This window comes from Streptomyces sp. NPDC052023 (assembly GCF_044548465.1).
Lineage (GTDB): Bacteria > Actinomycetota > Actinomycetes > Streptomycetales > Streptomycetaceae > Streptomyces.
Map to the genome: position 1 here is coordinate 91,979 of NZ_JBIUBW010000009.1, position 18,446 is coordinate 110,424.

An 18,446-nucleotide genomic window follows, 5' to 3' on the forward strand; every position below is an offset into this window, starting at 1 on the left:
CCCCAGCCGCCGGCTCGCTCAAAGTACCTGCTCCTGCCTGTCGTGTCCGTGGTGGCCCGGATGCCCCGTCCCCGGGGCATCCGCCTCGATCCCGTCGTACGCGGCGAGCGCCTCGCGGGCCGCCTGCCGGGCGCTGTCGGCCAGCTCCTGCGGGGCGACGATCCGCCCGTCGCGCCCGAGGCGCAGGGCGAGGCGGCGCAGCGACGCCGGGTCGGGCGTGCGCAGGGTGATACGCAGCCCGCCGTCCACAAGCTCATCCGCGGTGTCGTGCGGGTAGTACTCGGCGACCCAGCGCCCGCCGGGCCCGACCTCGACGACCACCTCCGGGTCCTCGGCCGCGGGCTGCACCAGCCCCTCGGAGAGGTCCCGCAGCTCGACCTCGGGCGGGGCGGAAGGCTCGTCCAGGACCTTGATCTCGGCGACCCGGTCCAGCCGGAAGGTGCGGCGCGCCTCGGAGCGGTAGCACCAGCCCTCGACATAGGTGTGGCCGACGCTCACCAGCCGGATCGGGTCGACCTCGCGCTCGGTGACCTCGTCACGGGCCGGCGAGTAGTAGCGGATCCACAGCCGGCGGCGCTCCGAGATCGCCCGGTCGACGTCGGCGAAGACACCGCCCTCGGACTCGAAGGTCACCGACAGCCGCGAGCTGGCCCCGGCCGCCTCACCGGCCGCTGCCTCCACCTTCGCCGTGGCGCGCAGCAGCGCCTGCCGGTCGCTCTCGCGCAGGCCGGGCAGGGTCGACACGGCCCGCGCGGCCACCAGCAGTGCGGTCGCCTCGTCGGCGGCGAGACGCAGCGGCTCGGCCGCTTCCGCCCCGAGGGCGGCGGGGTTGTGCCACCAGATGCGCTCGCCGTCGGTGTCGATGTCGAGCAGATCGCCGCCCCGGAAGCTGGTGCCGCACATGGGCAGCACGTCGAGGTCGGAGACCAGCTCGTCCTCGGTGATGCCGAAGGCGCGCGCGACGTCCTCCACCCGCGCCCCGGGCCGCTCCCTCAGATAGGTCACCAGGGAGAGCATCCGCCTGGTCTGGTCGATGGCGTTCGTGGGCCTGATCGGTTTGCCGGCCACTGTCTTCTTCCGCTCCCCCTCAGCCCTTGGCCACGGCACGCAGCCGGTCCACCACGTCGGCCCGCAGCTCCGCGGGCTCCAGGACCACCACGTCCGGTCCGAACTCCACGAGCCAGGCGTCCAGCCCGTGGCCGTACGGAATCTCCAACTCGTCCCAGCCGTCCCCGAGTTCCCGGACGGCGGTCGCCTTCGCCCGCAGGGGGTATCCGGCGCCGGTGCGCAGCCGGATCCGCGCGCTGCGGTCGGCGGTCTCGCCGGCCCACCCGGCGACGGTCTCGCGCACCGTGACGACATCGGGGACGGGGGCGGTGTACCGGCCGCCGCGGGTGCGGACCTTGCCGGTGATCCGGGACAGCCGGAAGACCCGCTCGGCGCCCCGCTCCCGGTCCCAGCCGGCGAGGTACCAGTGGCCGCGCCAGCACTCCAGCGCCCAGGGCTCCACCTGCCGGGCCTCGGGGTGGGCGGCGGTCGCCTTGCGGTACTCGAAGACGACCGGGCGGCGGTCGCGGCAGGCCAGCATCAGCGGCTCGAAGGCGGCCTCGTGCACGGGGATACGGGGCTCCAGCGCGCCGTGCGTCTCGTACGGGTCGACGTCCTCGGGGAGCCCGGCGGCGCGCAGCTTCTGCAGGGCGCCGCTGGCCGCGCCGGCGAGCCGGGCCTGCTGCCAGACCTTGGCCGCCAGGCCCAGGGCGGCGGCCTCCTCGGCGTCGAGGGTGATGGGCGGGAGGCGGTTGCTGTCGCGGTGGGCGCGGTAGCCGACCTCCCCGTCGAGGTTCTCGACGGTCTCGATGACCAGTCCGAGTTCGCGCAGGTCGTCCTTGTCCCGCTCGAACATCCTGTTGAAGGAGTCGTCGCTGCCCGCTTCGAGATAGGCCTCGATGGATTCTCGAAGCTCACGCTTGCTGAGCGGCCGCCGTGTTCCCAGCAGACACAGCGCCAGGTTCATCAGCCGCTCGGCCTTGGCAATGGCCATCGACACCCTTCCTATGGTGCTCCCGACCGATGACCGTACCGCTCCGCGGGGCCGTGGCAAAAGCCGAGGCCCATGCCTGTTCGGGCATGGGCCTCAGGTGATCGGCTCCGGTCGGTCCTGCTCAGACGCCGAGCAGGTCGACCACGAAGATCAGGGTCTCGCCGGGCTTGATCGCCGGGGTCGGGCTCTGGTCGCCGTAGGCGAGGTGGGCCGGGATGGTGAGCTGGCGCCGCCCGCCGACCTTCATGCCCTGCACGCCCTGGTCCCAGCCGGCGATGACACGGCCGCCGCCCAGCGGGAAGCGGAACGGCGTGCCGCGGTTCCAGCTGGCGTCGAACTCCTCGCCGGTGCTGAAGGCGACACCGACGTAGTGCACGGTGACCGTCTGACCGGCCTGCGCGACGGGGCCGTCGCCTTCCCAGATGTCCTTGATCTCGAGGTCCGCCGGGGGCTCGCCGCCCGGGAAGTCGATCTCGGGCTTGTCGATGCTCACGTCTTCAGCTCCTGCTCGTGTGTGGAAAGGCGAACACGCACAGTCTTACATTCCCGGCGATCACATCGCCGCGAGGATGTCGACCGAGAACACCAGCGTCGAGTCCTTCTCGATGCCGCTGCCCTGCGGCGGGTTGTCCCCGTACCCCAGCTCCGGCGGGATGACGATGAGGACCCGGCTGCCGACCTTCTTGCCAGTCAGGCCCTGCGCCCAGCCCTTGACGACCTGCTGGAGGGAGAAGGAGGTCAGCGCCTTGCGGCTGTACGACGAGTCGAACTCCTTGCCGGTGTCCCACAGCACGCCCTTGTACTGCACGAGCACGGTGCTGTCGGCGGCCACCTCCGGGCCGTCGCCCTCGATGACGTACTCGGCCACGAGATCGGTCGGCGCGTCGGTCTTGGGGACGTCGATGGAGGGGGCCTTGCCGTCGGTGTTGGTGCCGACCTTGGGCAGCGCCGCGTCGTCCTGCGGGACGTCGGTGCCCTTGGCGGAGCTGGAGGCGTTGTACGTGCCCTCGATGTCGATGACGAAGACGAGCGTGTCGGTGCCCTTGATACCCGCCTGGGCGTTGCCCTGCTCGCCGTACCCCCAGGTGGGCGGGACGGCCATCTCGACGCGGCTGCCGGTCTTCTTGCCGCTCAGCCCGTAGCGCCAGCCGTCGATGATGCTGCCCTGGGAGAGCTGGATGAGCAGCGGCGTCTTGCGGTCGTAGGAGTTGTCGAAGACCTTCGCGGTGGCCCAGATCTGGCCCAGGTAGTTGGCCACGATGTAGTCGTTCTCCGCGACGGTGCGGCCGCCGCCCGCGATCACGGTCTTCACGGCGAGGTCCTTCGACGGCTCCCCGCTGCCCTTGGCCACCGTGGGCTTCTCGCCGAACTTCGTGCCCGCCGTGATCGCCGGCAGCGGGCCGTCGACGATCTTCGGCGACGGCGCCGCGGAGGCCGCCGGGTCCGTGGGCGACGCGGTGTCGCTGGCCTTGCCGGAGTCGGAGCCTTCGTCGCCGCAGGCGGCGAGTGTGACCAGTCCGGCGGGAACGGCGATGAGCAGTGAGCGTCGGCGCACGGTGGGGGCCTCGTAATCGTCGATCTTGTTGATGGCGTGCGCGCAACTCTACGGCGTGAGAAGGGCGCCGTACGGGAAACGTACGGCGCCCGTGTTGCGTTCCGGCCTCACCGGTCACGCACGGTTCACATACCGGCGATCAGCTTCTCCACCCGGTCGTCGACGGAACGGAACGGGTCCTTGCACAACACCGTCCGCTGGGCCTGGTCATTGAGCTTCAGGTGCACCCAGTCGACGGTGAAGTCCCGGCGCTGTTCCTGCGCCCGCCGGATGAAGTCGCCGCGCAGGCGGGCCCGAGTGGTCTGCGGTGGAACCGACTTGCCCTCGAAGATCTTCAAGTCGTTGCAGATCCTCGCGGCTTGGCCCTTTTTCTCCAGCAGGTAGTACAGGCCGCGACGGCGGTGGATGTCGTGGTAGGCGAGGTCTATCTGGGCGACCCGCGGATGCGACATGGTCATGTTGTGCTTCGCCCGGTACCGCTCGATGAGCTTGTACTTCATGACCCAGTCGATCTCGGTGTCGATCCGGTCCAGGTCCTCGGCCTCGATCGCGTCGAGCGTACGACCCCACAGCTCCAGCACCTGTTCGACGATGCCGGTGCGGATGCCACGCCGCTCGCAGAAGTCCACGGCCTTCTCGTAGTACTCGCGCTGCACCTCCAGCGCCGAGGCCTCCCGGCCGCTGGCCAGCCGCACCTTGCGCCGGCCCGTTATGTCGTGGCTGACCTCGCGGATCGCCCGGATCGGGTTCTCCAGGGTGAGGTCGCGCATCACCGTGCCCGCCTCGATCATGCGCAGCACCAGGTCGGTGGCGCCGACCTTGAGCAGCATGGTCGTCTCGGACATGTTCGAGTCGCCGACGATGACGTGCAGCCGGCGGTAGCGCTCGGCGTCGGCGTGCGGTTCGTCGCGGGTGTTGATGATGGGCCGGGAGCGGGTCGTCGCCGAGGAGACGCCTTCCCAGATGTGCTCGGCACGCTGGCTGACGCAGTACACGGCGCCGCGCGGCGTCTGCAGCACCTTCCCGGCGCCGCACAGCAGCTGCCGGGTGACCAGGAACGGAATGAGGATGTCCGCCAGCCGGGAGAACTCCCCGTGCCGGGCGACCAGATAGTTCTCGTGGCAGCCGTAGGAGTTGCCGGCGGAGTCGGTGTTGTTCTTGAAGAGGTAGACGTCGCCCGCGATTCCCTCCTCGTGCAGGCGTCGTTCGGCGTCCACCAGGAGTCCTTCGAGAATGCGCTCGCCGGCCTTGTCGTGGGTGACCAGCTCGGTCACGTTGTCACATTCGGGTGTCGCGTATTCCGGATGCGAGCCCACGTCGAGATAAAGGCGGGCGCCGTTCCGCAGAAAGACATTGCTGCTGCGGCCCCATGACACGACACGGCGGAAGAGGTACCGCGCCACCTCGTCAGGCGACAGACGGCGCTGTCCCCTGAACGTGCACGTGACGCCGTACTCGTTCTCCAGCCCGAAAATGCGGCGGTCCATGACTGAACATTACGCCCGATCCCCTGAACTGAAACGGGGTTCGGCAGCACGATTTGGATCATTTTCCGATGAAGCCGCAACGACCGCCGTCCGGGCGGGAGCTGCGAGTACCCGCCCCGTGGCCAGCAGAACCAGCAAGGACACGGCCCCCGCCGCGCCGGGCACGGCGAAGCCCCACAGCGCCCCACCCCACTCGACGACCGGCCCCGCCAGCCCCGTTCCGACCGACGCGCCCACGGTGAACGTCGTGACAAGCCAGGAGAACGCCTCGGTGACGGTCCCTCGCGGAGCGTGCCGGTCGACGATGACGAAGGCGCACGCGATGGCGGGCGCGAGGAAGACGCCGGACACCGCGGCCAGGACCGTCATGAGGACCGGCCCGGGCATCAGCAGCAGCGGCAGGTAACACACCGCCAGAAGCGCGACGAGCACGCGCAGTCGCCGTTCGGGGGAACCGGCCCACTGCCGCGCCCCGTAGCCGACGCCGCCGACCAGGGCGCCCAGCCCCAGGGCCGCCATCAGCCAGCCGTACACCACGTCGCCACCGCGGTCGTCCGCGTACGAGACCGCCGCGACGGTGATGGAGCCGAGCGCGACGCCGATGAACAGGAACGCGGCCAGCAGGGCGAGCAGCCCGGGCGAGCGCAGCGCGCCGAGCCAGTGCGCCTCGCGCGGCGCCGACCGCCACGCGCGCGAGGGGGGCGACAGCACCACGGAAAGCGCGCCGAGCACGCCCAGGACGTTCAGCACCAGCAGCGCGGCCTGCGCCGACCACAGCGACGCGCAGAGCGTCACCAGCAGCGGCCCCACCGTGAACATCACTTCCTGCGCCACCGCGTCCATGGCGTACGCCGTGTGGACCTGGTCCTCCCTGCGCAGCACCGACGGCCACAGCGCCCGCAGCCCGCCTTCCAGGGGCGGCGTGAAGAGCCCGGCGGCGCCGACGGCGGCGCAGGCGAGCGGCAGCGCCCCGGTGCCGCTGAAGGCGAAGACCGCCATGGCCAGTGCCGACAACAGCGCGGCGGGCAACTGGACGCGCGGCTGTCCGTGCAGGTCGACCAGCCGCCCGAGCAGGGGCTGGCCCACGGCGTTGGCGACCCCGTAAACGGCCGCGAGAGCGCCGGCCAGGCTGTAGGAGCCGCCCTCGGAACGGATGAACAGCACGATCGCGATCGCGGCGGTGGCGTTGGGCAGCCGGCCCACCAGCGTGCCGGTCAGCAGCCTGGCGGCGTGTCTCGCCCTGAGGATCTCGCCGTATCCCGCGGCCATGGGCCCGCCCTCCGCCGAAGTTTTACGTATAACGTCCACTGCCATACGTACCATGTGCGCTGTTCACCCGTCCAGGCGGAGCCCGGACCCAGCACGACTAAGGAGCAGGCCGAGTGGCACGAGCCGGCACCCGCCCCACCAGCCGGGACGTCGCCGAGGCCGCCGGGGTCTCCCAGGCCGCCGTCTCGCTGGTGCTGGGCGACAAGTGGCGCGGCCGCGTCTCGGAGGCGACCGCCGAACGGGTGCGGGAGGCCGCCCGTGACCTGGGCTACCGGCCCAACCTGGCCGCCCGCAACCTGCGCCTCGGCCACACGCGCACCGTCCTGCTGGTGGTCCCCGCCCTGACCACCGAGTTCTTCGCGGGCGTCTACACCGGGGCCGCCCGGGTGGCCGCCGAGCACGGCTTCGGCGTCGTGCTCTACCCCTCCCCCGAGGGCATCGGGCCCGCCCGTGACCCCTTCGCGTCCTCCCAGGCCGCCCTGGACGGCGTCATCGCCTCCTCCATGGCCGCCGACGCCCTCACCGCCATCCGGGGCGACCAGCTGCCCCTCGTGATGCTCGACAGCGACCCCACGGGCAGCCTGGGCGCGGCCACGGTCAACCTCGACATCGCCGACGGCGTCCGCCAGGTCGCCGATCACCTGCTGGGCCTCGGGCACCGCCACTTCCTGCACCTCGCGGCCGACGTGCCCTCCTGGACCTTCGAGATCCGGGCCCGCGAGCTCGCCGCACGCGTGGCCGCCGTCCCCGCAACGACGCTGGACACGGCCCGCGCGCCCATCTCCATCGACGGCGCCCTGACCGCCGCCGAGGCCGCGCTCACCGCACGCCGGGCCACCGCGGTCGTGTGCGACGACGACAAGCTGGCGGCCGGCGCCTGCAAGGCCGTCCGGCGGCTGGGCCTGCGCGTCCCGGACGACGTCTCCGTCACCGGACTCGACGACCTGGCCCTGGCCACCGCCCTCGACCCGGAGCTGACGACCGTACGCCTGGACGCCGAGCTGTTCGGGGAACGCGGTATGCGGGCCCTGCTGGCGGTCCTGGAGGGCCGGGAGCCCGAGGGCGGGGACATCCCCGTCGAACTGGTCGTGCGGGGCTCCACGGCGCCGCCACCGGCCCCCTGAACGCCGGATGCCCCGGCCGTCGACGGCCGGGGCATCCGCGGCTGAGTGGGACGCGGCGGGGTGGGACGCGGCTACTCGTCCTCGGCAGATTCGTCCTCAGCCTCCGCGGCGGACGACGCGCCGTCCGCCCCGAGCAGCCGGGCGAGCTGGCGACCGGAGATCCGCTTGAACTTGCGCTTCTGCGGGCGCGTCCGGTCCAGCACCGCCACCTCGAGGCGCTCGGCGGGGATCTCCCGCTGGCTGCCGTTGGTGTCACGGGACAGGGCCTGTACGGCCAGCTTCAGCGCCTCGGCCAGGGTCATCCCGTCCTGGTGGCGCTGGTCCAGGTAGCTGCTGATCTGCTCGGCGTTGCCGCCGACCGCGACCGAGCCGTGCTCGTCCACGATGGAGCCGTCGTGCGGCAGCCGGTAGATCTGGTCGCCCTCGGGCGTCTCCCCGACCTCGGCGACGACCAGCTCCACCTCGTAGGGCTTCTCCGCCGCGCTGGAGAAGATCGTGCCCAGGGTCTGCGCGTACACGTTGGCGAGACCGCGGGCGGTCACGTCGTCGCGGTCGTAGGTGTATCCGCGCAGGTCGGCGTAGCGGACGCCGCCGATGCGGAGGTTCTCGTACTCGTTGTACTTGCCGGCCGCGGCGAAGCCGATGCGGTCGTAGATCTCGCTGAACTTGTGCAGCGCGCGGGACGGGTTCTCGCCGACGAACACGATGCCGTCGGCGTACTGCAGCACGACAAGGCTGCGGCCCCGGGCGATGCCCTTGCGGGCGTACTCCGCCCGGTCGGCCATGGCCTGCTGAGGTGAGACATAGAACGGCGTCGACACCGGTTATCCGTCCCTTTCTGTCGAAGTCACTGGATCACCCTCACAAAAGCAGCGGCCGCGGCTACAGCAGCGCGGCGCGCGGGCCGTCGGGCTGCTCCAGCCGCCGCTCGAGGATCGAGCGGGCGATCGCGGAGCCCTCGTCCTCGGTGAGCCGGCGGAAGCCGTCCTCGGTGATCACGGTGACGATCGGGTAGATCCGGCGGGCGACATCGGGACCGCCGGTCGCCGAGTCGTCGTCTGCCGCGTCGTACAGGGCCTGCACCACGAGGGTCGTGGCCTGGTCCTCGGTCAGGTCCTCACGGAAGAGCTTCTTCATGGCGCCGCGCGCGAAGATCGAGCCGGAGCCCGTGGCCGCGAAGCCCTGCTCCTCGGAGCGGCCGCCCGTCACGTCGTAGGAGAAGATGCGGCCCTTGCCGCGGTCCACGTCGTAGCCGGCGAAGAGCGGCACCACGGCGAGGCCCTGCATGGCCATGCCCAGGTTGGAACGGATCATCGTCGACAGCCGGTTCGCCTTGCCCTCCAGGGACAGCTGGGCGCCCTCGACCTTCTCGAAGTGCTCCAGCTCCAGCTGGAACAGTTTGACCATCTCGACGGCCAGACCCGCGGTGCCGGCGATACCGACGGCCGAGTACTCGTCCGCCGGGAAGACCTTCTCGATGTCCCGCTGCGCGATGACGTTGCCCATGGTGGCCCGGCGGTCACCGGCGAGCACGACGCCGCCCGGGAACGTCACGGCCACGATGGTGGTGCCGTGCGGCGCCTCGATCACACCCTGGGTCGGCGGCAGTTGCCGGTTGCCGGGCAGCAGCTCCGGCTGGTGCCCCGCCAGGAAGTCCATGAAGGAGGAGGACCCAGGCGTCAGGAAGGCAGCTGGTAGACGCCCGGTGCTACGAGTGTTGGCTTCCACGCGTTTCCTTCCAAGTAGTCGGCAGCTCGGTACGCGGCTTCGGGAAGGTCCCTCAACAGGCCGAGGCCGGTATCGCAGTTGAAGCAAGATATGCCACGGACCCTACCCGTCTCATGGCTGTGATCCACATGAACGGCGGAAGCCTTCCGGCAGATCACGGGGCGGCGCGGGAGAAAGCTACGCGCGGCTCGGTCGCACCGCACCGCGCGTAGCGCCTCGACTGCTTGTTCGCGCACACCCACGCCCCTGCCGGCCTTCGAATCGAAGGACGAGCTCCCTTACTGCCCGCCCTTCTGAACGAATGACCGGACGAAGTCCTCGGCATTCTCCTCGAGGACGTCGTCGATCTCGTCCAGTACCGAGTCCACGTCGTCCGAGAGCTTCTCGTGCCGCTCCTTGAGGTCCTCGGAAGCCTGTGCCTCCGTGGCCTGCTCCTCGACCTCCTCGGTGGAGCGCGTCGCCTTCTGCTGTCCGCCGCCGGTGTCCTTGGTCGCCATAACCCTCACCCCGCTCGGTTCGCCCGACTTGTTCGGCATCGCTGCCGATCGGTCATGATCAGACCCTACAAGCCGGGTCTGACAATGGCCCCGCAGTTGCTGCAACGTACGAGGGCCACCTCGATGATTCCCGGGCGCCGGGATTTCCACCCTGCGCGCCCGGCCCCGCCCGAGTACCCGCTCAGTTGCCGCTGAGGACCCTGACCAGGTCTTCCGCCGTACGGCAGCGGTCCAGGAGCTCCTTGACGTGATTACGCGTTCCGCGAAGCGGTTCCAGGGTTGGAACGCGCTGCAGGGAGTCCCGGCCCGGCAGGTCGAAGATCACCGAGTCCCAGGAGGCCGCCGCCACGTCGTCGGCGTACTGCTCCAGGCAGCGACCACGGAAGTACGCGCGGGTGTCCTCCGGCGGCTTGGACATCGCCCGCTCGACGTCCTCCTCGGTCAGCAGCCGCTTCATCCGGCCACGCGTGGCCAGGCGGTTGTACAGGCCCTTCTCGGGGCGCACGTCCGCGTACTGGAGGTCGACCAGGTGGAGCCTGGCGGCATCCCAGTCGAGGCTGTCGCGGCGCCGGTAGCCCTCCATCAGCTCCCGCTTGGCGACCCAGTCCAGCTCGCCGGACAGGCTCATCGGATCGTGCTCCAGCCGGTTGAGGGTGTCCTCCCAGCGCTGCAGGACGTCCTTGGTCTGCTCGTCGGCGTCGGCCCCGAAGCGCTCCTCCACGTATTTGCGCGACAGCTCGTAGTACTCCATCTGCAGCTGGACCGCGGTCAGTGTCCGGCCGCTGCGGAGTGTGACGAGACGCTTCAGCGAGGGGTCGTGCGAGACCTGGTGCAGGGTGCGTACGGGCTGGTCGACGGCCAGGTCCACGGCGATGAAGCCGTCCTCGATCATGGACAGGACCAGGGCCGTGGTGCCCAGCTTGAGGTAGGTCGAGATCTCCGACAGGTTCGCGTCACCGATGATCACGTGCAGCCGGCGGTACTTCTCGGCGTCGGCGTGCGGCTCGTCGCGCGTGTTGATGATCGGGCGCTTCAGCGTCGTCTCCAGGCCCACCTCGACCTCGAAGTAGTCCGCGCGCTGGCTCAGCTGGAAGCCGTGCTCGTGGCCGTCCTGGCCGATGCCGACGCGGCCCGCTCCGGCGAAGACCTGGCGGGAGACGAAGAAGGGCGTCAGGTGGCGCACGATGTCCGAGAACGGGGTCTCCCGCTTCATCAGGTAGTTCTCGTGCGTGCCGTAGGAGGCGCCCTTGTTGTCGGTGTTGTTCTTGTAGAGGTGGATCGGCTGGGCGCCCGGCAGCTGGGCGGCCCGCTCGGCCGCCTCGGCCATGATCCGCTCACCGGCCTTGTCCCAGAGGACCGCGTCACGGGGGTTGGTCACCTCGGGCGCGCTGTACTCGGGGTGGGCGTGGTCGACGTAGAGGCGGGCCCCGTTGGTCAGGATGACATTGGCGAGGCCGATGTCCTCGTCGGTGAGCTGGCTGGCGTCGGCGGCCTCGCGGGCGAGGTCGAAGCCCCGCGCGTCCCGCAGCGGATTCTCCTCCTCGAAGTCCCAGCGGGCCCGGCGGGCCCGGTGCATCGCCGCCGCGTAGGCGTTGACGATCTGGGACGAGGTGAGCATGGCATTGGCGTTGGGGTGGCCGGGAACGGAGATTCCGTACTCCGTTTCGATGCCCATTACTCGCCGTACGGTCATGCGGCCCTCCTTGCCCGGCGGTGCCCTCGGTCGTGGACGCCGCTCAGATACCGCTGGCGCTCGGTTGCGTGTGCGGTGCCCGTCCCCGCACTGCGCGATCCGGCGGTACGGAAGAGCCTAGAACGCCTTTGCGCTGGTGGGGAGATCATTTGCGTCATTGCTGTGCTCCAGCCGTGGCCCCGAAAAACAGTCGGCTGCGGGTACCCGCTGAGGGCACCCGCAGCCGCCCTGCCTTTTACAGGTACTGACCCGTATTCGCCACCGTGTCGATGGAGCGTCCGGTGTCCGCGCCCTGCTTTCCGGTGATGAGCGTACGGATGTACACGATCCGCTCGCCCTTCTTGCCGGAGATGCGGGCCCAGTCGTCCGGGTTGGTGGTGTTGGGCAGGTCCTCGTTCTCCTTGAACTCGTCCACGCAGGCCTGGAGGAGGTGGGAGACGCGCAGGCCCTTCTGGTGGTGCTCCAGGAAGTCCTTGATCGCCATCTTCTTGGCACGGCCGACGATGTTCTCGATCATGGCGCCGGAATTGAAGTCCTTGAAGTAAAGGACTTCCTTGTCACCATTGGCATAGGTCACCTCGAGGAAGCGGTTCTCCTCCGATTCGGCGTACATGTGTTCCACAGCGGTCTGGATCATGCTCTGGACCGTCATGGACTTGTCGTCGCCGTGCTCGGTGACGTCGTCGGTGTGCAGCGGAAGGCGCTCGGTGAGGTACTTGCCGAAGATGTCCTTGGCCGCCTCGGCGTCCGGACGCTCGATCTTGATCTTCACGTCGAGCCGGCCGGGGCGCAGGATCGCGGGGTCGATCATGTCCTCACGGTTGGAGGCACCGATCACCACCACGTTCTGCAGGCCCTCCACACCGTCGATCTCGGCGAGCAGCTGCGGGACGATGGTGTTCTCCACGTCCGAGCTGACACCGGAGCCACGGGTGCGGAAGAGGGACTCCATCTCGTCGAAGAAGACGATGACGGGGGTGCCCTCGCTGGCCTTCTCCCGGGCCCGCTGGAAGACGAGGCGGATCTGCCGCTCCGTCTCACCGACGTACTTGTTCAGCAGCTCGGGGCCCTTGATGTTGAGGAAGAAGCTCTTGCCGGCGGCCTGGCCGGTGACCTCGGCGACCTTCTTGGCCAGCGAGTTGGCGACGGCCTTGGCGATGAGCGTCTTGCCGCATCCGGGCGGCCCGTAGAGCAGCACGCCCTTGGGCGGGCGCAGTTCGTGCTCCTTGAACAGGTCCGGGTAGAGATACGGCAGCTCGACCGCGTCCCGGATGGCCTCGATCTGGTTGCCGAGGCCGCCGATCTGCTCGTAGCCGATGTCGGGGACCTCTTCGAGGACGAGTTCTTCGACCTCGCTCTTGGGCACGACCTCGTAGACGTAGCCGGAGCGGGGTTCGAGCAGCAGGGCGTCGCCGGGGCGGATGGTGACGTCCAGCAGCGGCTCGGCGAGCCGCACCACCCGCTCCTCGTCGGTGTGCCCGAGCACCAGGGCGCGCTCGCCGTCCTCCAGGATCTCCTTGAGGGTGACGATGTCCCCGACGCGCTCGTACTCCATGGCCTCGACCACGTTGAGCGCCTCGTTGAGCATGACTTCCTGGCCGCGCCGCAGGTCCTCGAGTTCGACGCTGGGGCTGACGTTCACACGGAGCTTGCGGCCCCCCGTGAAGATGTCCGCGGTGCCGTCCTCGTTCGCCTGCAGGAAGACACCGAAGCCGGCCGGCGGCTGGGCGAGCCGGTCGACCTCTTCCTTGAGGGCCACGATCTGGTCGCGCGCCTCACGGAGCGTGTTGGCGAGTCGCTCGTTCTGTGCGGACACGCCGGCCAGGTTGGTCTGCAGCTCGACGATCCGCTCCTCGAGAATCCTCGTGTGCCGCGGAGAGTCGGCGAGCTTGCGTCGCAGGACGGCGATCTCCTGCTCAAGGTAGGCAATCTGCCCGGCCGGGTCGTCGGACCCGCGTCCCGGGCGGATGCCGCGGTTCATGTCGTCGTCGTGGGCTGCCACGGTCCTCACCTCCTCCAAGGGGAGCTGGACGCTTCCAGACCCTACCTGGGTGGGTGTCGATTGAAACCCCTAGATCACAAAGACTGTCGAGGTGTGTCCGATCTTCACCCTTGCGCTCTCCCTCACGCCAGGGGAATACCCAGCGAACGGGATACGAAAGCGAGCGAAGGTAGGGTCGAAGCGTTCAACACCCGTCAGAGCTGGCCGGATTCCCGTACGGCCGGGCGGGCAAACGGCAGGAGAGGTGAACGTGCAGCAGGAGGCCGGAGTCGACAGCGAGGCACTCGAGGTCTGGATCGATCAGGATCTCTGTACCGGCGACGGCATCTGCGCCCAGTACGCGCCCGAGGTGTTCGAGCTGGACATCGACGGTCTGGCCTACGTGAAGAGCGCGGACGACGAGCTGTTGCAGGACCGGGGGGCCGCAACGCCCGTACCGCTGCCGCTCCTCACTGATGTGATCGACTCGGCGAAGGAGTGTCCGGGCGACTGCATCCATGTACGACGGATTTCGGACAGGGTCGAGGTCTACGGACCGGACGCAGAGTGACCGGATCTCTACGCCCCGTTACGACTGTCTGATTTCTCACATGCGCGGGTTGCGTGCGTCAGACGCTCCGGGCGTCGGCGGGTGACGAGCGGACGAACGCACCGTTGCGCCATTGCCACTTCGCGTCCTCCTCCAGGTCCGGGCAGCAGGTCGGGACGCCGGAGGACGAGTAGCCGAGCAGCGTCGCGAGGACGGCTCCGTCCCGGACGGTGAAGTCGCGGACGGTGAACCGGTCCTTGGGATCGACCAGCGTGGCGACCACGCGGGGGCGGGCCGGGTCGCCCCCGTGGGTGAGGACGTACACGCCGTCGGGGGGCGTGCTGATGCCGGCGTCGCAGTGCACCACGGCGACCGTTTCCGGCCGCCCGTCGCCGTCGAGATCTCCGGACGCCTTCCGCTCCACCACGGCCTTCACGGGACCGCATTCGAGGGGGAAGGTGACGCCCTCGGTGGTGGGCGGCGCGGCGGCCGGCCGGGCGTCCGGCACCTGGGCGGCGGTCGCCGAGCCCGTCGGCAGCAGGGACGACAGGGCGACGACGCCCGCGACGGCGGTCGCGGTGGCGACCCAGTGGATGGGACGGGTGTGCGTGTGCGCCAGTTCCGGAACGGCGGGTTGCTGCACTAGGAGTGTCTCCTGTGAGGGCTGTGCCGGTGGGGGTGGCCAGCATGGTGCCACACGTCACAGTGTTGGGGAACGGCGGGGTCTGCCCTGGTGCGGCAGGCGTCCGCCAGGGCGTCAACGCGAGGGCGCCGTGGCCGCGTTCCCTGCGGTCTGCGGGAACTCGGCCACGGCGCCGCCACGTTGTACGCGGTACGGGGCCCGCCTCAGCGGCCCATGCCTCCGTCGGCGTTGGGGCCGGAGTAGTCCTCGCCGTAGGCGCCCTTGGCGGGGCGGCGGCGGCGCATCGGCGGCTCGACGCCGTCGGCGAGACGGCGGGCGGTGAGGAGGAAGCCGGTGTGGCCGATCATCCGGTGGTCCGGGCGGACGGCGAGGCCCTCGACGTGCCAGTTGCGGATCATCGTCTCCCAGGACGTCGGCTCGTTGAAGCAGCCGATCTCGCGGATGGACTCGACGGTCCGGGCGAGCTGGGTGGTGGTCGCGACGTAGCAGCACAGGATGCCGCCGGGCACCAGCGCCTTGGAGACGGCCTCCAGGCACTCCCACGGGGCGAGCATGTCGAGGATGACGCGGTCGACGTCGGCGTCGGACAGGTTGTCCTGGAGGTCGCCGACGGTGAGCTGCCACGCCGGGTGCGGGCCGCCGAAGTAGCGCTCCACGTTGGCCCGGGCGATCTCGGCGAAGTCCTCGCGGCGCTCGTAGGAGTGCAGCATGCCCTGGTCGCCGATGGCGCGCAGCAGGAAGCTGCTGAGCGAGCCGGAGCCGACGCCGGCCTCCACGACGCGCGCGCCGGGGAAGATGTCGGCGAAGGACAGGATCTGCCCCGCGTCCTTGGGGTAGACGACGGCTGCCCCACGGGGCATGGACAGGACGTAGTCGGGGAGCAGGGGGCGCAGCGCGAGGTAGGCGACGTTTCCGGTGGTGCGGACAACGCTGCCCTCGGGAGCGCCGATCAGCTCGTCGTGCGGGAAGGAACCCTTGTGGGTGTGGAAGTTCTTCCCGGCCTCGAGCGTGAACGTGTAGTGGCGGCCCTTGGGGTCGGTCAGCTGTACCTGGTCCCCGACCTTGAAGGGCCCGCGCCTGCGGGCGGCACCGGTCGGTTCGGACATGTGAACAGCCTACCGGCGTTTGCAGGGGCAGCCGACCACTAGGAGGGCCTGGCCATGGCCTTCACGAAGGCCCGCTCGACGTCCGCGGCGGACAGCACGCCGTAGATCTCGCCGGTCTCCTCGACCACCAGGTACTCGGTCGCGGGGGTGGCCCGGAGCACCTCCAGGAGGTCCTCGCCGGCCAGCTCGGCGGAGACGCGCATGCCGTCCGTGAGGTCCTGCGCGAGCCCGCTGACCGCGACCCAGGGACGGCGGTGTTCGGGTACGCCGACGATGGCGGCCTCGCGGACCAGCGAGAGCGGGTTGCCCTCGGCGTCGACGACGACCAGGGCGCGCGCTCCCGCGGCGTTGGCGCGGCGCAGGGCCTCGGACAGGGGGGTGTCACCCTCGACCGGGACCGCGCGCCGGGTGAGGTTGCGGGCGCGCAGTTCGGGAAGGTGCTCGCGCAGCCGGGCGACGCGCAGGCTGTTGCCGGCGCCGGTCCAGATGATGGCGGCGAGGATGGCGGCCAGCAGGGCGTCCAGGACGGTGTCCATGCCGACGTTGTCCACGGCGTCCCGGCCGAGCGCGCCGGACTGGGTGAGCAGCGGGAGCCCGATCAGCACGGAGACGGCGAGCGCGCGGCCGACCCAGGCGGCGGCGACGGTGCCGCTCATCGGCCTGCCGGTGATCTTCCAGACGACGGCGCGGAGCATGCGTCCGCCGTCGAGCGGGAGGCCGGGCAGGAGGTTGAAGACGGCCACGATGAGGTTGGAGATCATCAGGCCGGCCAGCAGGACGCCGGGGACCGTGCCGGGCTCGACGGGCTGCATGGCGAGGTAGAAGAGGCCGGCCAGCACGAGGGAGAGGAGCGGGCCGACGAACGCGAGTACGAACTCGCGGCCCGGTGTCTCGGCCTCCTTCTCGATCTCGGAGACCCCGCCGAAGAACTGGAGCTGGATACGGCGGACCGGCAGCTTGTAGCGCAGCGCGACCACGGTGTGGGCCAGCTCGTGCACGAGCACGGAGGCGTAGAAGGCGACGGCGAAGAACAGGGAGACCAGGTAGCGGGCGGCGCCCAGTTCGGGCAGCACGCGCTCCAGCTGCCCGCCGAACACCCAGGTGATCAGTGCGGCGACCAGGAACCAGCTGGGCGCGACGTACACCGGCACTCCGAAGAGACGTCCCATCAGCAGCCCGCCGCGCGGCTCCGGGGGCCGGGGGGCGGCACCTTTGCCGGGGGCGGAGTGGGCGAGGGTGCGGTGGGCCGGGTGGGACGCGTGGTCGCCGCGTGGCTGGTCCGCCCCGCCTTGTGCGACGTGACCGGGGCGGGGCCGGCGGTCGCCCTCGGGGCCGTTCGGCCGATCGTGTGCGGCTCGTGCCTCCGGGGCCGGGCCGGGCTCGGCCGGGTCGGTGGGGGCGGGTGGGGGTGCCGGCCGGGACGGGTCCGGGCGTGTGGGGTCCGTGGCCGGGGTCGTACGGTCTGGCTGGTGCCGGTGCGACTCGTCTGTGCCCGGCCGCGGCTGCCCGCTCCCGCCGCTCTCGTCCACGGTGTCCCCTCGTTCGAAGCGTCTCCCGCGCCTGCCGGGCGGAAGGGTCTCGGGTCGATGGTATGCGTCCGTTGGGGCGCGTTCCGCCCCGGCACCCCCTCTGTTTTCCCCGTCTTCGCCCCCTCAAGACCCGCGGCCGGGGTCACTGTCGGTGGCGGGCCGTATGGTCTGTGGGCATGGACACCAGCACCGAGGGCGCGGCGCAGCAGCCCCCAGGCGGCGGCAGGGCCGAGGCGGCGGATCCGGATCCGTCCGTCGTGGTCGAGCCTACGACGCGATGCGCGATGACGGCGGTGACGGCGGCAGCCGAGGCCGCCGTCCCGGCCGTGGTCGCAGGGCCCGTCGTCATAGCGCCGACCTCGCTCTCCCCCTCACGTGCCGGCGACTTCATGCAGTGCCCGCTGCTCTACCGGTTCCGGGTGATCGACCGGCTGCCCGAGAAGCCCAGCGCGGCCGCGACCCGGGGCACCCTGGTGCACTCGGTCCTGGAGCGCCTCTTCGACGCCCCCGCGGGCGAGCGGACGCCGCCGCGCGCCAAGGCCCTGATCCCCGGCCAGTGGCAGCGGCTGCGCGAGGCCAGGCCGGAGGTCGAGGAGCTGTTCGCCGACGACCCGGAGGGCGAGCGGCTGGCCGGGTGGCTGACGGAGGCGGAGCAGCTCGTCGAGCGCTGGTTCACGCTGGAGGATCCGACCCGGCTGGAGCCCGCCGAGCGGGAGCTGTTCGTCGAGACGGAGCTGGACTCGGGCCTGCGCCTGCGCGGCATCATCGACCGGGTCGACGTGGCACCGACCGGCGAGGTCCGGATCGTCGACTACAAGACGGGCAAGGCTCCCCGGCCCGAGTACGCCGAGGGTGCCCTGTTCCAGATGAAGTTCTACGCGCTGGTCGTCTGGCGGCTGAAGAAGGTGGTCCCGCGCCGGCTCCAGCTGGTCTATCTCGGCAGCGGTGACGTGCTGACGTACGACCCGGTCCTCGCCGATCTGGAGCGGGTCGAGCGCAAGCTGCTGGCGCTGTGGGAGGCGATCCGCCAGGCCACGGAGACGGGGGACTGGCGGCCCCGTCCGACCAAGCTGTGCGGCTGGTGCGACCACCAGGAGCACTGCCCGGAGTTCGGCGGCACTCCCCCGCCGTATCCCCTGCCGGTGCGCCCGGCTGCCGGCGAGGCCCTTCCCGCTCCCGCGAGGGCGCCCGAATCGGGTGAGGCCCCGCAGGGCAGAATGGGGCCGGACTAGCGAAGGAGACT

At 70.5% G+C, this 18,446-nt stretch carries 17 protein-coding genes and 1 pseudogene; 3 read left to right on the forward strand and 15 right to left on the reverse strand.

Features of this window, described 5'->3' with window-relative positions:
* Positions 1-18: 18 nt before the first annotated feature.
* The 6 genes from ACIHCM_RS19855 to ACIHCM_RS19880 all read right to left on the reverse strand — a co-directional run bounded on the left by ACIHCM_RS19855 (position 19) and on the right by ACIHCM_RS19880 (position 6,352).
* Positions 19-1,068 (reverse strand): helix-turn-helix transcriptional regulator, encoded by a 1,050-nt coding sequence (locus tag ACIHCM_RS19855; RefSeq protein WP_399897427.1) that lies wholly within the window; start codon positions 1,066-1,068, stop codon positions 19-21.
* A gap of 19 nt (positions 1,069-1,087) precedes the next feature.
* On the reverse strand, positions 1,088-2,041 hold the full coding sequence (locus ACIHCM_RS19860; protein WP_399897430.1) for a helix-turn-helix transcriptional regulator: 954 nt from the start codon (positions 2,039-2,041) through the stop codon (positions 1,088-1,090).
* Positions 2,042-2,162: 121 nt separating this feature from the next.
* Positions 2,163-2,534, reverse strand: coding sequence for an FKBP-type peptidyl-prolyl cis-trans isomerase (locus ACIHCM_RS19865; protein ID WP_393102741.1), 372 nt, complete (start codon positions 2,532-2,534; stop codon positions 2,163-2,165).
* Positions 2,535-2,594: 60 nt separating this feature from the next.
* Positions 2,595-3,596, reverse strand: coding sequence for an FKBP-type peptidyl-prolyl cis-trans isomerase (locus ACIHCM_RS19870; protein WP_399897434.1), 1,002 nt, complete (start codon positions 3,594-3,596; stop codon positions 2,595-2,597).
* A gap of 125 nt (positions 3,597-3,721) precedes the next feature.
* Positions 3,722-5,083, reverse strand: a complete 1,362-nt coding sequence (gene pafA, locus ACIHCM_RS19875) for a Pup--protein ligase (protein WP_399897437.1) — start codon at positions 5,081-5,083, stop codon at positions 3,722-3,724.
* Between the two features lie 9 nt (positions 5,084-5,092).
* On the reverse strand, positions 5,093-6,352 hold the full coding sequence (locus tag ACIHCM_RS19880; protein WP_399897440.1) for an MFS transporter: 1,260 nt from the start codon (positions 6,350-6,352) through the stop codon (positions 5,093-5,095).
* Positions 6,353-6,465: 113 nt separating this feature from the next.
* On the opposite strand from ACIHCM_RS19880, the gene ACIHCM_RS19885 reads away from it, so the two are divergent.
* Entirely contained in the window at positions 6,466-7,476 is a 1,011-nt protein-coding gene (locus ACIHCM_RS19885) for a LacI family DNA-binding transcriptional regulator (RefSeq protein WP_399897443.1), read from the forward strand.
* A gap of 71 nt (positions 7,477-7,547) precedes the next feature.
* On the opposite strand, the gene prcA is transcribed toward ACIHCM_RS19885, so the two are convergent.
* The 6 genes and pseudogenes from prcA to arc all read right to left on the reverse strand — a co-directional run bounded on the left by prcA (position 7,548) and on the right by arc (position 13,396).
* Positions 7,548-8,297 (reverse strand): proteasome subunit alpha, encoded by a 750-nt coding sequence (prcA, locus tag ACIHCM_RS19890; RefSeq protein ID WP_399897446.1) that lies wholly within the window; start codon positions 8,295-8,297, stop codon positions 7,548-7,550.
* A gap of 61 nt (positions 8,298-8,358) precedes the next feature.
* Positions 8,359-9,204 (reverse strand): proteasome subunit beta, encoded by an 846-nt coding sequence (prcB, locus tag ACIHCM_RS19895; protein ID WP_393102729.1) that lies wholly within the window; start codon positions 9,202-9,204, stop codon positions 8,359-8,361.
* A pseudogene (locus ACIHCM_RS19900) lies at positions 9,156-9,359 on the reverse strand (endonuclease domain-containing protein); the annotation flags it as partial. The gene prcB and the pseudogene ACIHCM_RS19900, both read right to left, overlap by 49 nt.
* Before the next feature lie 123 nt (positions 9,360-9,482).
* Entirely contained in the window at positions 9,483-9,701 is a 219-nt protein-coding gene (locus ACIHCM_RS19905; RefSeq protein ID WP_393102727.1) for a ubiquitin-like protein Pup, read from the reverse strand.
* A gap of 181 nt (positions 9,702-9,882) precedes the next feature.
* Positions 9,883-11,394: a depupylase/deamidase Dop gene (gene dop / locus ACIHCM_RS19910; protein ID WP_399897451.1), complete on the reverse strand. Its 1,512-nt coding sequence runs from the start codon at positions 11,392-11,394 to the stop codon at positions 9,883-9,885.
* A 235-nt stretch (positions 11,395-11,629) separates the two neighbouring features.
* Positions 11,630-13,396, reverse strand: a complete 1,767-nt coding sequence (gene arc / locus ACIHCM_RS19915) for a proteasome ATPase (protein WP_399897454.1) — start codon at positions 13,394-13,396, stop codon at positions 11,630-11,632.
* A gap of 244 nt (positions 13,397-13,640) precedes the next feature.
* Between arc and ACIHCM_RS19920 the strand changes: the two genes are divergently transcribed.
* A complete protein-coding gene (locus ACIHCM_RS19920) occupies positions 13,641-13,946 on the forward strand; it encodes a ferredoxin (RefSeq protein WP_399897457.1) in 306 nt (101 codons plus the stop codon).
* 58 nt (positions 13,947-14,004) lie between these two features.
* Here ACIHCM_RS19920 and ACIHCM_RS19925 read toward each other — a convergent pair whose 3' ends face one another.
* From ACIHCM_RS19925 to ACIHCM_RS19935, 3 genes are all read right to left on the reverse strand, one after another.
* The gene (locus ACIHCM_RS19925; protein ID WP_399897462.1) at positions 14,005-14,568 is read right to left on the reverse strand and encodes a hypothetical protein; all 564 of its coding nucleotides are present in this window, start codon (positions 14,566-14,568) and stop codon (positions 14,005-14,007) included.
* 203 nt (positions 14,569-14,771) lie between these two features.
* Positions 14,772-15,674: a tRNA (adenine-N1)-methyltransferase gene (locus tag ACIHCM_RS19930; protein ID WP_393102717.1), complete on the reverse strand. Its 903-nt coding sequence runs from the start codon at positions 15,672-15,674 to the stop codon at positions 14,772-14,774.
* A 38-nt stretch (positions 15,675-15,712) separates the two neighbouring features.
* Positions 15,713-17,203 carry a site-2 protease family protein gene (locus ACIHCM_RS19935; RefSeq protein ID WP_399897465.1) on the reverse strand — a complete coding sequence of 497 codons (1,491 nt, stop codon included), beginning with the start codon at positions 17,201-17,203 and terminating at the stop codon, positions 15,713-15,715.
* A 176-nt stretch (positions 17,204-17,379) separates the two neighbouring features.
* Between ACIHCM_RS19935 and ACIHCM_RS19940 the strand changes: the two genes are divergently transcribed.
* The gene (locus tag ACIHCM_RS19940) at positions 17,380-18,435 is read left to right on the forward strand and encodes a RecB family exonuclease (RefSeq protein WP_399897467.1); all 1,056 of its coding nucleotides are present in this window, start codon (positions 17,380-17,382) and stop codon (positions 18,433-18,435) included.
* Positions 18,436-18,446 lie beyond the last annotated feature (11 nt).

Coding starts and splice junctions, on each gene's coding strand:
- ACIHCM_RS19860 (WP_399897430.1), bottom strand. CDS start 2,041: ATGGCCATTGCCAAGGCCGAGCGGCTGATGAACCTGGCGCTGTGTCTG.
- pafA (WP_399897437.1), bottom strand. CDS start 5,083: ATGGACCGCCGCATTTTCGGGCTGGAGAACGAGTACGGCGTCACGTGC.
- ACIHCM_RS19880 (WP_399897440.1), bottom strand. CDS start 6,352: ATGGCCGCGGGATACGGCGAGATCCTCAGGGCGAGACACGCCGCCAGG.
- ACIHCM_RS19905 (WP_393102727.1), bottom strand. CDS start 9,701: ATGGCGACCAAGGACACCGGCGGCGGACAGCAGAAGGCGACGCGCTCC.
- dop (WP_399897451.1), bottom strand. CDS start 11,394: ATGACCGTACGGCGAGTAATGGGCATCGAAACGGAGTACGGAATCTCC.
- ACIHCM_RS19930 (WP_393102717.1), bottom strand. CDS start 15,674: ATGTCCGAACCGACCGGTGCCGCCCGCAGGCGCGGGCCCTTCAAGGTC.
- ACIHCM_RS19940 (WP_399897467.1), top strand. CDS start 17,380: ATGGACACCAGCACCGAGGGCGCGGCGCAGCAGCCCCCAGGCGGCGGC.